The sequence below is a fragment of the Corallococcus terminator genome (assembly GCF_003611635.1).
In the GTDB taxonomy this organism is placed as follows: domain Bacteria; phylum Myxococcota; class Myxococcia; order Myxococcales; family Myxococcaceae; genus Corallococcus; species Corallococcus terminator.
Window position 1 is genome coordinate 1 of the sequence record NZ_RAVZ01000248.1, and the last position, 15221, is coordinate 15221.

Below are 15221 nucleotides of genomic sequence, written 5' to 3' on the forward strand. Positions count from 1 at the left end.
AGGGGCCGGCGTCGGCCGGACGGCGGGAAGCGGTGGGGCGGCCTCGCGCGGTGTCGTGGAGGCGCCCGCGCGCAGGGGCAGGGTGAGGGTGAAGGTGCTGCCCTCGCCGGGCGTGCTGCTCACGGTGACGTCGCCGCCCAGCAGGCGCGCCAGATCGCGGGAGATGGACAGGCCCAGGCCGGTGCCACCGTACTTGCGGTGGGTGCTGCCGTCGGCCTGACGGAACGCCTCGAAGATGACGCCCTGAAGCTCCGCGGGGATGCCGATGCCGGAGTCGCGCACGGCGAAGCCCACGAGCCCCGCGCCCGCCGTGGAGACGGTGAGGGAGACCTCGCCCCGTTCGGTGAACTTGAAGGCGTTGGCGAGCAGGTTCTTGAGCACCTGCCCCAGCCGCTGGGGATCCGTCTCCAGGGTGGAGGGCGCGTCCGGCGCGACGGTGAAGGCGAAGCGCAGACCCTTCTGCTTCGCGACGGGCTGGAAGGTGAGGCCCAGCCCTTCCACGAAGTGCTGGAGGGACACGGGCTCCGCCTGCACCTCCACCTTGCCCGCCTCGATGCGCGACAGGTCCAGGATGTCGTTGATGAGGGCGAGCAAGTCGTTGCCCGCGGAGCTGATGGTCTGCGCGAACTTCACCTGTTCAGCGGTGAGGTTGCCTTCCTTGTTGTCCGCCAGGAGCTTCGCGAGGATGAGCGAGCTGTTGAGCGGCGTGCGCAGCTCGTGGCTCATGTTGGCCAGGAACTCCGACTTGTAGCGGTTGGTGCGCTCCAACTCCGTGGCCTTGTCGGTGAGGGTCACCTGCGCCTGGGCCAGGTCGTCGCGCTGCGTCTCCAGCAGGCTCGCCTGTTCCTCCAACTGGGCGTTGGTCTGCTCCAGCTCCACCTGCTGCGTCATCATCCGCGTCTGGGATTCCTTGAGGACGCGGCTCTGCTCTTCAATCTCCTCGTTGGAGACGCGCAGCTCCTCCTGCTGGGCTTGCAGCTCCTCGGCCTGGCGGCGCGTCTCTTCCAGGAGCTGTTCCAGGCGGGTGCGGTCGTGGGATGCGCGCACCGCGACGCCAATGGATTCGGACACGCGCTGGAGCAGCTCCAGGTCCGACGGGTGCACCGGGTGCAGGAAGCCCAGTTCCACCACCGCGTTGACCTGCCCGTCCGCCTTCGCGGGGGCGATGAGCACGTGGCGGGACAGGCCCTGGCCCAGGCTGGAGGAGACGGGCAGGTAGCCTTCCGGCACGTCGCGCAGGTGGAAGGCGCGGCCGTCCTTGAGGGCCTGTCCGGCGAGCCCGTCACCGGGGCGCAGCAGGTCCCCCCTGGATTCGAAGCCGGGGGGCAGCGCATGGCCGGCGACGCGGCGGAAGCGGTTCGTCGCGTCCGCGAGGTAGAGGGCGCCCACCTGGGCATCCAGCGTGTCGGCGAGGACGCGCAGCACGTTGTCGCCCAACTGCTCCAGGCGCTGTTCGCCCTGCATGCGCGTGGAGAGGGCGTTCTGGCCCGCCTGGAGCCAGGCTTCGATGCCCCGGGCGCGGAAGTCGCGCGCCGCGATGGAGCCCGAGATGCCGATGAGGGCGAGCAGCAGCGCGGAGCCGGCCCAGGTGACGAGGAGGGACAGGCTGGCGGAGGCCTGGAATTCGGCGCTGCGGTCGGCGAGCAGCTTGCGTTCGTCGATCTCCATCTCCTCCACGGTGGCGCGGATGGACTGCATCACGGAGATGCCGCGGTCCTGCTTCACGATGGCGATGGCGCCCCGGCTGTCGCCTCGCAGTTGCAGATCGACGGTCTGTTGCAGCTCCGTCATCTTGTCGGTGACGGCGTTCTCCAACTGCGTCAGCCGCTGCTGCTGCGCGGTGTTGTCGGCGGTGAGCTCCTTCAGGTACGCGAGCTGTCCGGGCAGCGACTTCTTCGCGCGGACGTAGGGGTCCAGGTAGCTCTCCGCGCCGGTGAGAAGGAAGCCGCGCTGGCCCGTCTCCGCGTCCTTGAGCGTGGACAGCAATCCTTCCAGCTTCTCCACCACCTCCAGCGTGTGCGTCACCATCCTGCCGGCCGCGGTGCGCGTCTGGAGCATGCGGTAGGAGAGGAACGCGATGATGAGGATGGCCACCGCGGCCATGGCGAAGCCCGCGAAGGTGGCGGGGGGCAGCGAGGGGCCGAAGCGCTCGACGCGCGGGGCGTCCTTCACGGAGGACGGGCTCATGGGCACCGCCCCTCGGAGCACGGGAGGACGTGAATCAGGATGGAGCGCACGGAAGGAGACCCGTCCGACGAGGGTGGACGGATCGCGTACCACGCGGGACCGCGCGTTCCGGGGAGTGTCTGGGGCGAAGTGTCGGCTTGTGCGCGGGCGCCTGCCCCGGAGGCCTAGAAGGCCCCGGACACGCCCACCATCTGCCGGCCAATCGAGGGGTTGAGCGACAGGGAGGAGGCCCGGCTGGAGGAGGGCGCGGCGGCGTCGGTGCGGCCGTGCAGGAGCAGGGGCACCGCCACGCCGAACGCGGAGCCGATCACGGCGCCGGTCAGCACGTCGGACAGGTAGTGCTTGTCCGCGCCCATGCGCAGGAGGCCCACGGACGCGGCCAGCGGCAGGCCCACGGCCCAGATGAGCCCCTGGTGCTTGTAGCCACGCAGCGAGGCGACGGTGCCGGCGGACACGGCCAGGGAGAAGGCCAGGTTGGTGTGCCCGCTGTAGAAGGACAGGTTGTTGTCGGTGGGGTGGGCGGTGAGGCCCTTGTCGGCGTCGGACAGCACGTGGACGAAGGGGCGTTCGCGGCCCACGGTGAACTTCACGGCCTGGTTGACGACGGACGCGATGACGGCCGTTTCAATCATGATGGTGGCGTCCTGGGCGAAGTACTCGCCGGACGCGCCGGTGGCGCGGCCCGCGGCGTACTGGGCGCCGAGCAGTCCCAGGGGCAGGCCCGCGAACCCGATGATGTTGCTCCAGGTGTCCGCGCGCTTGCGGGACGCTTCGGTGGTGCCCGCGATGCCCCGGCCCCAGCGGTCCAGGCGGTTGAGCGTGTCGGTGCCATCCGGCGCGCGGTCGCACCAGCGGCACTGGGCCGGGGCGAGGTTGTCCTTGAACACGGTCTCGCTGGAGATCCACAGCGCGCCCGCGGCGCCGGTGATGATGCCGTCCCGGGTCCAGTTGAAGCGCAGGGCGTGGGGCGCGTCGGAGGCCGTGTCCTGGGCGGAAGCGGGCGCCAACGGGGCCAGCGTCAGGAGGAACAGGCAGAGGGTGGCGAGGGTCCGGAAGGAGGCGGGCATATGGGGCGGCGGAGCATAGAGGCGCTCCACCCCCGTCCGGCAATCCCTGTTATCAGTGGAGCAGCGGGCGTTGGGCTTGTCCTCGATGGCCCCAGGCGTCAGCCGCTGGCTTCCGCTCGACTCCCGGATGGGTGCTGGCTCCAGGGGAGGCACGCGTGGGCTATCGCGGATTGCAACGGTACCTGATGCTGTCGCTGAGCGTGGAGGCCTTCTCCTGCGACCGCCTGGACGTGGACGGAAGCACGGCGGTGCAACTCCTGGAGCTGCGTCCAGGTGCGTTCGCTTCCGTGGGCATAGGGGTGGACGATGCGCGCTGAATTCCTGCTCGGGTGCGTGGCCCTCCTCTTCACCGGTTGCGCCTCGTTGCCTCCCGGGCCCGGAAGGAAGCTGAACTCCACGTCCCGCACGGCCACGGACTCTTCTGGGGGGCGAGCGTTGAGCGACGCAGCACGGCGTGCATCCGCCCCTGAGATGAGCGTCACGCCCTTTGATGAAGCGCCGCCGCTGTACCGCCGCAAGGCCGTGCGCGAAGTGGTGACGGGCGCGAGTCCCCTCCGTTCGGTGGCCATGGCGAGCGTCACAAACCCCGACGTGCAGTGGGACGGCTGGGAGCAGTTGTTGAAGAGCGCGGGGTTGGAGGCGAGGGACGAGCGCCCACTGGGAGGAGCGCTGACGCCCACGCAAGCGGCGCGGCTGCTGGGCGTGCTGCTGGGGAAGCCCGTCACCCTGGGCACCTTCCCGCCTCGCATGGCCGCGGCTTTCATGCTGCGCGAGGTGTTGGAGGGAGGAGCGGTTTCTCGGGAGGAATTGTCCCGTCGGGTGGAGCGCTTCTCTCGGGAGCAGGTCGCGGTGCTGCGACCCGACGGCTATCTGGCGTGGGCCCTCACCGGGCGCACCCAGCAGAAGGTGGCACCCGTGGAATGGCGGGAGGGGGCATTTCGCGCGGGCAACTTCGAACTGGGCCGCTTCTACAGTGGCAAGGGCGGTGTCTTCCGGACCGTGGATGCACAGCTCCGCGAGGCGCAATGGCGCCCTCTGGCCGAGGTGTACGACGACGCGGACTTCATCAACCGCTCGCTGGACGGCGCGGGAGATGCCTTCGTGGAGCTGTACCACGCGCTGGGACAATTGCTTTCGCATCCCGTGGACAGCATCGCGGGACTGAGAAACCTGCCGGCGGGCGTGGCGGCCCTCATCACGTCCTCGCCCATGTACTGGGAGCGCTTCCAGTCCATGACGCGTGGCGAGCAGATCCGCGAGGTGTCACGACTGACGACGGGGGTTCTCATCACCTTGGGTGCGGCCTCGGCCACGACGCGGACGCTGAAGGTGATGGCTGCGGGCGCGGAAGCCACGGTGCCGGTGCTCTCGCTGTCGGTGGAGGGGGTGCTGGCACTGGAGCGCGTATCGGTGCCGGTGGGACGCGCGGCGGTGTTGAGCGGCGGGCCTGGGGCGGCCATCATCCTCCAGCGGTCCAACACGGCCTCCAAGGGCACGTCGCCTTCCAATCATGGGCCTGGGCAGTGGGGGCCCGCGAAGGAGTCGATGTCCGCGCGAGCCCGGCGCTATCAGGAGCAGATCACGGGTCACTCGGCCGATGAGGCGTATTGGGTCGGGGGCACGAGCACGAAGGCCGGGGGGATCAAGTTCGATGGGTTCAAGGATGACGTGCTGCTGGAGGCGAAGGGGCCGGGCTACGCGAAGTTCTTCGAAGGACTGAGGCCCAAGGAATGGTTCCGCCACTCAGGGGCTGTGGACCTCGTTGAACAAGCTCGGCGGCAGACCCAGAAGATCATGGGGACAGGGATACGGATTGAGTGGCATGTGGCCGAAGCGAACGCCGTGAATCCAATCCGCCGGCTTTTGGATGGAGCGGACGTTGGAGGCATCAAGGTTGTCCACACCCCGGCACATTGAGAGGAGGACCTCGTGGCTGAGCAGCCTGAAGCAGAGGATTACTACGTGGGTGCCTACTGGGGGCCTCGGAAGGAATCCCCGGAGGACTGCGCGCGTCGCACCGCTGAATTCCTCACGCTCCTGGCCTCATGTGATCCACTCCTTGCCCATTGGTACAAGCCCGCTCGAACACGCCAGGAAGCCCGAAAGTCCCCCTTGATGCCGCCGGAGCTGGCCACGCTCACCGAGTCGTTCCGGCGTGGCGTCAACCGGGAGAAAGGGGGGCCGGCCATCGAGCAACTCGGGTTCACGTTCTGGTTTGGCAACGGAGGCGCCAGAGGGGAAGACGTGGATCTGCGTATCACCTGTGGTGACCATGGTGGTGCCACCCCCAACTCCTGCGTGATGACGCTGCCGAGCCGCGGGGCGAATGCGGAGCGGCTCATCACCGCCCCGATGCTGGTGGGCGTGCTACGCAGCATGACTCAGGCCTGGGACCCTGATTGGGCCTTGGCCACCTCGTGGGACCACCGTGCGGCGATGGGCGAAACGCCCAGGGCTGGCGGGTTCGTGGGTTGGGTCACGTACCTGCCGCGACGCCGGGGGACGGTGCCCCCGTTGCCAGCCCCCGTCCGCATCGAGCCCGTCGAGAACCGGGGGACGCTCATTGTCCTGGCCCCAGAGCGGTTGACCGCGAGCAACCCCGAGCATGTCGAACGGGGAAGGCGCGTGGGCGAACTGCTGGCCAGGGCCGGCATGTTGGAACCCGTCGTGGATTGAGGGGCACACCCGGGGACGGAAAGTGACTCCCCTCGTATCCCCTGGGGACGGGGCTACGATTTCACCCCCAACTCCAGCAACGTGTCGCTCTCCGACGGATCGAGCCGCTTGTCGCGCAGGGGGACAGCCTCCTCCGCCGCCGTAGGGCGGTGGACCGTCGCGGTTCCGGGTTGGATGGCGTTCCCGCGACGTCGGACTTCCCGGGTTCCGGAGGACAGCAGGCGGGCGGACAACGGGCCAGGGTGTGGGAATGAGACGAAAGGAGCATGAAAAGGGCGCCCCTGGCCGTTCTAGAGTCCTCGCCCCGCATGTCCCGTCCTGGCCGCACACTCCACGTCTTTCCCGATGCCGCGCGCCGTCAGGCGGCGCTGCGGGCGGAGCGGCGTGTGCGGGGCGTCTCCCTGGGCGCCCGCCTGCTCACGTGGGACGACTTCGTCCACGCGCTGGGTGGGGCGGGGGAGCTCAACCGGCGCCCCTGTCCGGCGACGGCGGCCCGGGCGGTGGTGGCCGGGTTGGGCGGCGCGCTGGGCACCACGCCGTTCGGTGACTACGTGCGCGAGCCCGCGTTCGCCCGGGCCGCGGCGGACGTGCTGTTGGATTTGAAGGCGGGCCGCCTCTCCGCGCGTGAATTGCAGGACGCCGCGGAGGTGCTGCCCCCGGAGCGCCGCACGCGCGTGCGCGTCCTGGCCCGGCTGTACCACCTGTACGAGCAGCGGATGGCGGAGCTGGGGCTCGCGGACCGCGAGGACGTGCTCCGGGGCGCGCGTGAGGCGTTGGACCGGGGCGCGTGGCCCTCGGGCTGGGACGGGGTGACGGGGCTGGTGCTCCACGGGGTCTACGACGTGCGGCCGTCGAAGCTGGAGCTGCTGTTGGGGCTCGCGGCGGCGTGCGAGTCGCGGCGGGTGTCGCTGCGCGTGGAGACGCCGGTGGGTGGCTCGCCGGTGGCGGACGCGGCGCTGGCGGCGCTGTTCCGGGCCTTCGAGAACCGGGGCGAGTCGATGCCCCACGTGGACCTCTTCAAGGCGGACGTGACGTTCGAGGGCCGGCCCTTCACGGACCTGGGTCGGCACCTGTTCTCGCCCCGCGCCGCGCGCGACGTGTTGAAGGACGCGGTGGACGGGTTGACGGTGTGGAACGCGACGTCCGCGCGCGAGGAGGCCCGCATCGTGGCGCGCGACGTGCGGAGGCTCATCGCGGCGGGCAGCGCGCCGTCCGACATCGCCATCACGTACCGCGACCTGGGCCCGGAGGCGGGCTGGCTGGCGGAGGCGCTGGGAGAGCTGGGCGTGCCCGTGCGCCTGCCCTGGGGCGAACCGCTGGCGCTCGCGGGGCCGGTGCGCCTGGCGCTGGAGCTGCCGGTGCTGATTGAAGACGGCTTTCCGGCGGAGCGCGTGGGGGAGATCATCGGCAGCCGCTACGTGCCGTCGTTGTCGCGCGGAGGGCCGGATGCGCCCGCGGCGCTCCTGGCGTTGGCGGCCGCGCGGGATGACCGGCTGGGCGCGACGCGAGGCAAGGGCGCCTACGACGTGCGGCTGGAGGACCTCGCGCGCCGGATGCAGGCCCAGGGCGGCCGGCACAAGGAGGACGCGGTCCGGGTGATGGCCGTGCGTGCGCTGCGCGACCGCGTGATGCGGCTCATCAACGAGTGCCGCCACATCCCGAAGGAGGGCACGGCCGCGGAGCTGGTCGCCGCGTGGTGGAAGGTCGTGGAGCGGCTGGGCCTGCTGGACTCCGCGGGCAAGCTGGAGCCGCGCGAGGAAGGCAGCCTGGGGGCACGCATCGAGGACGCGAGGGCCCGGGACGACGCGGCACTGGCGGCATTCCAACAGCGGATGGAGGCGCTGCTGCGCTCCCTGCACGCGGTGGGCGGCGGTCCGGAGATCACCCGGCGCATGCTGGGGCGGTGGCTGGCGGATGCGCTGCGGGACGTGCACCTGCCCGCGCGCGGACCGACCACGGGCGCGGTGGAGGTGCTGGATTTGAGCGAGGTGCCGGGCCGCACCTTCCGCCACCTCTTCGTCGCGGGGCTCACCGAAGGACGGCTGCCCGGGCGCGACCCGCCGTCGCCGCTGTTGGGGGACGCGGAGCGCGTGGCGCTCAACCAGCACCTGGGCCGGGACGTGTTCCGGCTGACGGGCGGCGAGTTCGATGACCGCGCGCCCTGGAGGCTCACGGAGGACCGGCTGCTGTTCGCCAGCGCGCTCGCGGCGGCGGAGTCGTCGCTGAGCCTGTCGTTCGCGGTGAAGGCGTCGGGCGGGCAGGAGCAGGTGCCCTCGGCCTTCCTGGAGGAGGTGCGCCGGCTCACCGCGCATCACTGGCGCACGCGCACGCTGCCGCCGGTGCTGCCGTTGGACGAAGTGCTCACGCGCACGGAGCTGCGGCGCACCGTGGCGCTGGAGGCGCTGGCGGGGCAGTCCTATCCCAGCCTCCGCGTCACCGAACCGGATCCCGCGGGCAAGATCCTCAAGGACCGCTTCGGCACGGAGGACTGGTTCCGGGGCGCGCGGGAGCTGGCCCACATGGAGGCCGCGCGCCTGCGCTTCTTCGGCAGCGACGACGAGGCCACGGGCGAGTTCACCGGCGGCGTGCAGGGGCCGGAGCTGGAGCAGAAGCTGCGGGAGACGTTCCACTTCGGCCTGGAGCGGCCCCTGTCCGCGAGCGCGCTGGCGCGCTTTGGCAACTGTGGCTTCCAGGGCTTCGTCGCGTACGGGTTGAAGGTGGCGGAGCCGGTGATCCCCGGCGAGGAGTTCGACGCCCGGGGACGCGGCACCTTCTGGCACCGCGTGATGGAGGAGGTGTTCAAGGCGCTCCGGGACGAGAAGCTCCTGGGACAGGCGCCGGAGGACATCCCCAAGGAGGTGCTGGAGAAGGCCGTGAAGAAGGCCAGCAAGCACTTCGAGGAGCTGCACCACGTGGGGCACCGCGAGCTGTGGAAGCTCGCGGGCGAGAAGGCCCATGCGATGGTCCGGCGCATCCTCACGGATCAGGTCCGGGGGCTGCCGTTTGATCCGCTGAAGCCGGAGGGCTTCGAGTTGAAGTTCGGGCCCGCGGCGAAGGATCCGCGCTGGAGCGACGTGAAGCTGCTGGTCGCGAACGACGCCATCATCTTCGAGGGGCAGATCGACCGGCTGGACACGGCCGGCGTGGAAGTGGGCGTCATCGACTACAAGACGGGCCGTCTGGACAAGCGCACGCTGAAGGAGAACCTGCTGCGCTCGGACTTCCAGCTCCCGCTGTACCTCTACGCGGCGCGCGAGAGCGGCCATGTGGGCGCACGCAACGCGGCGTGGTTCTCGCTGCGCACGGGGGCCAGCATCCACTTGTCGGACGTGATGCCGCCCGCGGAGCTGGAGGACCTGCTGTCCACCGACCCGGAGGTGCGTCAGCGCGTGGCGGAGGCGCAGGGGCTCAACCTGCCCAACGCGGTGGAGACGCTGGTGACGCGCCTGCGCAACGGGGACTTCCCGGCGCGGCCCAATGACTGCGGAAGGTGCGGCTACCGCGCGGTGTGCCGCATCACCGAACGGCGCGTGATGGACGAGGGAGGCGGATGAGCGACACCGCGCCCCACATGCTCGCGCTGGAGAAGAACCTGGCCCTGATGGCCGGCGCCGGCGCGGGCAAGACGTACAGCCTGGTGACGATGACGCTGCACCTGTTCGCGGGAGCGCGCGAGGCGGTCCCCACGCTGCGGGTCGCGGGAGCGCGCGAGGCGGTCCCCGCGCTGCGGCCGTCGCGGCTGGGCATGCTCACGTTCACGGACAAGGCCGCCGCGGAGATGCGCAAGCGGGTCCGCGAGCGGCTGGACGCGCTGGCCCAGGGCGATGTGCCGCTGGACGCGGAGAAGGACCTGCGCGCGTCGCTTACGAGGCTGGAGCGGCCGTTCCCCACGCAGGATGAATGGCGCAAGGTGCGCGAGGAGCTGGGCGCCGCGACGGTGGGCACCTTCCACTCGCTCTGCGGGCAGATCCTGCGTCGCGCGCCGCCCGCGGTGGGCATCGATCCCGCCTTCGAGGTGCTGGACGAGCTGGAGTCGTCGGGCCTGCTGGAAGATGTCACCGAACGCGTGGTGCTGGACGCGCTGGAGGGCGGTGACGCGAAGGTGCGCGAGCTGTGCGCGGAGCTGGGCTTCTCCGGTTCGGGCTTCTCCGACGGACTCGTGGCCGCGCTGATGGATGTCTACCGCACGCTGCGCGAGGAAGGCCTGAAGGCGGCGACGGCCCGCGTGGGTGACGGCGCGGCGGACAAGGTGCAGCTCGAAGGCCTCATCCAGGACTGCCGCCGGCTGTGCAACGAAGCCCGCGCGCAGGACGCGAAGGGCGAATGGAGCTCCCTGCTGTCCGTCTGTGAGCGGGCGCTGGAGGGAATGGCGCCGGACACGTTCCTCCAGACGGAGCGCTTCCCGGCGCTGCGGAACGCGCTGCTGTCGGAGCCGCGCAACCTGGCGCACCTGCGCAAGGGCGCGGGCGCCTGCCTGAAGGAACTGCTCTGGAGGGTGAAGGGCAAGAGTGACGGCTCCGTGCGGCGGCTGGAGGATGCATACGCCGCGTGGCGCACGGCACCCTTCGAGGAGACGTTCCGCGACCTGCTAGGCCAGTTGGAGACGCGGCACGACGCGGAGCTGTCCAGGCGCAACGTGTTCGACTTCACCTCGCTGCTGGTGAAGGCGCGTGACCTGCTGCGCGACCACCCGGAGTTCCGCCAGCAGATTCAGGAGCGGCTGGGCGCGCTGCTGGTGGACGAGTTCCAGGACACCAACCGCTTGCAACTGGAGCTGGTGTTGCTGTTGTCGGAGCGGCGAGAAGGTGGCCCGCGAGAGCTGGCGCCAGGCGCCGACCTCGTGACCGCGCTGCCGCTGGAGCCCGCGTTCCTGTGCGCGGTGGGCGACCGCAAGCAGTCCATCTACGAGTTCCGAGGCGCGGACGTGTCCGTGTTCACGGTGCTGGCGGCCAAGATTGAAGCGGAGGGCGGGGCGCGCGGCTTCCTCCAGCACAACTACCGCTCGCTGCCCGGCGTCCTGTCCTTCTTCAACCGCGCCTTCGCCGGGCTGCTCGTGGCGAAGGAGGCGACGCCCCGTCCGTTCGAGGTCGTCTACGACGCGGCGACGGACGACCTGTCCCCCACGCGCCCGGAGCTGGCGGAAGGGCCGGTGGTGGAGCGCTTGACGCTGCCGGAGGCCGACACCGCTCCGGAGCTGCGCGAGTACGAAGCGGACGCGGTGGCGCGGAGGCTGCGCGTGATGCTCGCGCCCGGAGCGCCCGCGACGGTGATGGCGGAGGACCGCAAGGGCCTGCGTCCCGCGCGAGGTGGCGACGTGGCCATCCTCTTCCGGACCTTCACGCACCTGGAGGAGTACCGCACGGCGCTGATCCGCCACGGCGTGCCGCACCGGGTGCTGCGCGGACGCGGCTTCTACGGAGCACAGGAGGTGCGCGACCTCGCCTCGTTGCTGGCGCTCCTGTCGGACGCGGACGACGCGCTGGCCTTCGCCGCGGTGCTGCGCTCGCCGCTGGTGGGCCTGTCGGATGCGTCGCTGTTCCGGCTCGCGGGGGACCTGCCGCTGTCGCTCGGCTCGCCGCGACTGGTGGACGCGGACGTGCGCGCCGCGATGTCCGCGCGCGAACAGGCACGGCTCTCGCGCTTCCTGGACCTCATCCCCGTGCTGCGAAGGGAGCGCGACCGCCTGGGCGTGCACGTGCTGCTGCACGCGGCGCTGGAGGCGACGGGCTACCGCGAGGCGCTGGCGGGCTCACCGTACGCGGAGCAGGCGAGCGCCAACGTGGAGAAGCTCCTGTCCCTGGCGGCGCGACGGGACGAGCGGGGAACGGGCGGCTGCGTGGCCTTCGCGCGCGAGCTGCGCCAACTGGCGGACTCCGACCCCAACGAGGCGCAGGCGGATCTGCTGGACGAAGGCGACCCGCGCGCCGTGCAGCTCTTGACCATCCACCGCGCCAAGGGCCTGGAGTGGCCCGTGGTGGTGGTGCCTGGAATGGGAGGCCGCAGGCGCACCACGTCCGCGCGCGCGTACTTCGAGCGCTCGTTCGGGCTGGCGCTGCGGCCCTGGATGCCGGACTCGCTGGACACCTTCACCTCCGAGCGCTTCGAAGCGGTGCGCGCGGAACTGAAGGCCCGCGAGGACGCCGAATACCTGCGCCTGCTCTACGTAGCCCTCACCCGCGCCAAGGACCTGCTGGTGTTGTCGGGCGGAGAGGAGAAGCGCGCGGGCACCGATTCGTGGTGGCACCGCGTGGACCGCCGGCTGGAAGCGGATCCGGCGCTGCGCACGCTCGCGCTCGACGTGGATGTGGAGCAGTTGCCGCCGCCCGCGGATCCGGAGCCGCCCACCGCGCAACAGGAGGCCGAGGCCGAGGCCCGTGTCGAGTCCGCCCTGGCCCGCGTGTCCGGGTCCGCATCCGACGACTTCGAGACGGGGCGCTCACGGGCCTTCGGCGCTGGACCCGACGAAGGGGGCGCGGCGTTCGACGAAGCCCCGGCCATCGCCTCCGTGCGCGCGGTGCAGGACTTCCTCTCGTGCCCGCGCCGCTATCACCACCTCCACCGGCTGGGGCTCGCGGTGGGCTCGGAGCCTTGGGAGGCGCCCGCCCGGTCGGCCCCGCTGCTGGTGGATCCGGAGGGCTGGTTGCCGGTGGAGCGTCCGGATCAGTTGGTGACGCGGCTCTTGCGGCAGGTGGACCTGTCCCTGGCGGGGCCGGACGCGGAGGCCTCCGAGCGCCGGGCGCACCTGGAGCAACTGCTGCGCGGCGCGGGCCGTGATCCGGGCGAAGAGGGCCTGGGCGACGTGCTGGCCACGGCGGAGCGCTTCCTGGGCACGCCCTTCGCGAAGCGGCTCGCGGCCACGCCCGCGTCCAGCGTGCACCGGGGGCTCGACTTCGTGCTGGACCTGGAGGACGGCGCCGCGCTGGAGGGGATGATGGATCTGCTCTGGGAATCGCCGGAAGGGGAGGCCGTGGCGGTGCTCCTGCGCCCGGGCGCCCGCCATCCCCTGGGGCCGGCCGCGTGCGCGCACGAACTGGCGGCCCTGGCCCTGGCGGCTTCGCGGATGGTGCGTGACGGGGTGCCGGTGCGGGTGGGGGTGGCCTTCCTGGGCGAAGCCTCCCCGGAGCCGGAGTTCCTGCCGAAGGGGACCGGGGATGCGGGGGCGGTGCGCCTGCTTGCCCAAGGTGTCCGGTCACTTGTCCAGTCCGAATCACTGGGGACCGGGGTGGGGTGGGACAAGGCGGCCTGCCAGGCCCTTCATTGCGGCTTCGCGGAACACTGTCACCCGGCCCCTCCCGCGTGCTAAGCGGCGGGCACCATGCCGAACGTCGTCGTCATCGGAGCGCAGTGGGGAGATGAAGGGAAGGGCAAGGTCGTCGACCTGCTCACCGAGCATGCCCAGGTGGTCGTCCGTTTCCAGGGCGGCAACAACGCGGGGCATACGCTGGTGGTGGGAGGCCAGAAGACCGTCCTGCACCTGATTCCCTCGGGCATCCTTCACCCGGGCAAGACGTGTGTCATTGGCAACGGGGTGGTGGTGGATCCCGCCGTCCTCGTCGGAGAGATTGACGCGCTCAAGGTGCGCGGCTTCCTCAAGGATGACGCGCAACTGCTCATCTCCGACAACGCCCACGTCATCTTCCCGTGGCACAAGCTGCTGGACAGCTTCCGGGAGAAGGCCCGTGGCGGCAGCGCCATTGGCACCACCGGTCGCGGCATCGGTCCGGCCTACGAGGACAAGGTGGCGCGCCGGGGCATCCGCGTGCGCGACCTGCTCTTCCCGGAGCGTCTGCGCCGCCGCATCGACGAGCGCCTGCCCTCCGCGCTGGACGAACTCAAGGACCTCTGCGCCCAGGCGGGCGTGGACGTGCCCCGCATGGAGACGCCGCAGATCCTCGCGGAGTTCACCGCGCTGGGTGACCGGCTGCGTCCCTACGTGCACGACGTGTCGCTCTTCCTCTCCGAGCAGGTGCGCCGGGGCGCGCGCATCCTCTTCGAGGGCGCGCAGGGCACGCTGCTGGACGTGGACCACGGCACCTATCCGTTCGTGACCAGCTCCAACTGCGTGGCGGGCAACGCCGCGGTGGGCTCGGGCCTGGGTCCCACGGCCATCGACAAGGTGATGGGCATCAGCAAGGCCTACACCACGCGCGTGGGCGGCGGTCCGTTCCCCACGGAGCTGAGTGACGAGCTGGGCGAGCGGCTGCGCAAGGTGGGCGACGAGTTCGGCGCGACCACGGGCCGTCCCCGCCGCTGCGGCTGGCTGGACGGCGTGGTGCTGCGCTACGCGGTGCGCGTCAACGGCCTGTGGGGCATCGCGCTCACCAAGCTGGACGTGTTGAGCGGCATCAAGACGCTCAGCATCTGCAACGCGTACGACCTGGACGGCACGCGCGTCACGGAGCTGCCCGGCGACTACGAGGACCTGGCGCGCGTGAAGCCCATCTACGAGTCGCTGCCCGGCTGGGATGAGAAGCTCGCTGGCGTGCGCACCTTCGATGAGCTGCCGGAAGCCGCCAAGCGCTACGTGCGTCGCGTCGAAGAGGTCAGCGGCGTGCCTGTGGTGTGCGTCTCCGTCGGCGCGGACCGCGGCGAGACGGTGCTGCTGCAGAACCCCTTCCGCAGCTAGGAAGGGAAGGGACGCCCGGCGGCGCCGGGGAGGGCCTTGAAGGGGCCATCCCCGGAAGTGCAGGCCGGGCGTGTCTGAATCCCCCCACTGCCGTCTTCCTGGACGCCGTGCGCACCGCGCGTGGCCCGTGGACGGGAGGGGAATCCCCCAGGGCGTGGCGGATCGAAAACCGGCGGGATGATCTGGACCGGCTCGACCTGGGCTACGGTGATGTCACCCCCTGCATGAGGTAGGACCGGGGGCTCATCGCGCCTCATCGATCGCAAGGTCGGCTGACGGACGGTGGGGAGCACGGACCCGTGAGGGGCGTGGCTCGCAGGCAGTAGAAATCCTTGCCCGCCGGGGGCGAGGACGGGAGAGGGACATGGTTCGCACGCGCAGGTTCCAACTCGGTGTGTCGGCGGTGGTCTTGCTCGGCACGGCGTCGACGTCAGCCTGGGGGCAGGGGACGACCCCGGCGAAGGGAAGCGTCACCCGCACGGCTTCACCCGAAGCAGGTGCCCCCGTGACGGCACCGACCGCCGGGACGAAGACGCCCGCCGCCAGCACGCAGGCTCCCGTCGCCGAGGCGAAGGAGTCCGTCGCCCGCCCCGCGGAGCCCGCCGCTGCCGTCCGTGCGCAGGGCGCTTCCGCCGAAGCGAAGGAGCCCGCCACCCGCCCCGCGG

General features: G+C 71.0%; 8 protein-coding genes. 6 read left to right on the top strand and 2 right to left on the bottom strand.

What is annotated here, in order from left to right:
- Together D7V88_RS28920 and D7V88_RS28925 are read right to left on the bottom strand one after the other, a co-directional pair.
- A partial coding sequence (locus D7V88_RS28920) for a CHASE3 domain-containing protein (protein WP_120543854.1) occupies nt 1-2187 on the bottom strand: 2187 nt, incomplete at its 3' end.
- Nucleotides 2188-2351: 164 nt separating this feature from the next.
- Nucleotides 2352-3254 (bottom strand): phosphatase PAP2 family protein, encoded by a 903-nt coding sequence (locus D7V88_RS28925; protein ID WP_120543855.1) that lies wholly within the window; start codon nt 3252-3254, stop codon nt 2352-2354.
- A 155-nt stretch (nt 3255-3409) separates the two neighbouring features.
- On the opposite strand from D7V88_RS28925, the gene D7V88_RS43170 reads away from it, so the two are divergent.
- From D7V88_RS43170 to D7V88_RS28950, 6 genes are all read left to right on the top strand, one after another.
- Nucleotides 3410-3571 carry a hypothetical protein gene (locus D7V88_RS43170; protein WP_158625171.1) on the top strand — a complete coding sequence of 54 codons (162 nt, stop codon included), beginning with the start codon at nt 3410-3412 and terminating at the stop codon, nt 3569-3571.
- A 154-nt stretch (nt 3572-3725) separates the two neighbouring features.
- Nucleotides 3726-5171, top strand: a complete 1446-nt coding sequence (locus D7V88_RS28930; protein WP_244238457.1) for a Tox-REase-5 domain-containing protein — start codon at nt 3726-3728, stop codon at nt 5169-5171.
- Between the two features lie 45 nt (nt 5172-5216).
- On the top strand, nt 5217-5930 hold the full coding sequence (locus tag D7V88_RS28935) for an immunity 52 family protein (RefSeq protein ID WP_341870718.1): 714 nt from the start codon (nt 5217-5219) through the stop codon (nt 5928-5930).
- Nucleotides 5931-6238: 308 nt separating this feature from the next.
- On the top strand, nt 6239-9484 hold the full coding sequence (locus D7V88_RS28940) for a PD-(D/E)XK nuclease family protein (RefSeq protein ID WP_120543858.1): 3246 nt from the start codon (nt 6239-6241) through the stop codon (nt 9482-9484).
- Nucleotides 9481-13233, top strand: a complete 3753-nt coding sequence (locus D7V88_RS28945) for a UvrD-helicase domain-containing protein (protein ID WP_120543859.1) — start codon at nt 9481-9483, stop codon at nt 13231-13233. The genes D7V88_RS28940 and D7V88_RS28945 overlap by 4 nt, the downstream gene beginning before the upstream one ends.
- 12 nt (nt 13234-13245) lie before the next feature.
- Entirely contained in the window at nt 13246-14556 is a 1311-nt protein-coding gene (locus D7V88_RS28950) for an adenylosuccinate synthase (protein WP_120543860.1), read from the top strand.
- The last annotated feature ends 665 nt before the right edge of the window (nt 14557-15221 follow it).

Bases quoted from the DNA above. Each gene is read 5' to 3' on its own strand.
- D7V88_RS28945 (WP_120543859.1), top strand. From the start codon at position 9,481: ATGAGCGACACCGCGCCCCACATGCTCGCGCTGGAGAAGAACCTGGCC.
- D7V88_RS28930 (WP_244238457.1), top strand. From the start codon at position 3,726: ATGAGCGTCACGCCCTTTGATGAAGCGCCGCCGCTGTACCGCCGCAAG.
- D7V88_RS28950 (WP_120543860.1), top strand. From the start codon at position 13,246: ATGCCGAACGTCGTCGTCATCGGAGCGCAGTGGGGAGATGAAGGGAAG.
- D7V88_RS28940 (WP_120543858.1), top strand. From the start codon at position 6,239: ATGTCCCGTCCTGGCCGCACACTCCACGTCTTTCCCGATGCCGCGCGC.
- D7V88_RS28925 (WP_120543855.1), bottom strand. From the start codon at position 3,254: ATGCCCGCCTCCTTCCGGACCCTCGCCACCCTCTGCCTGTTCCTCCTG.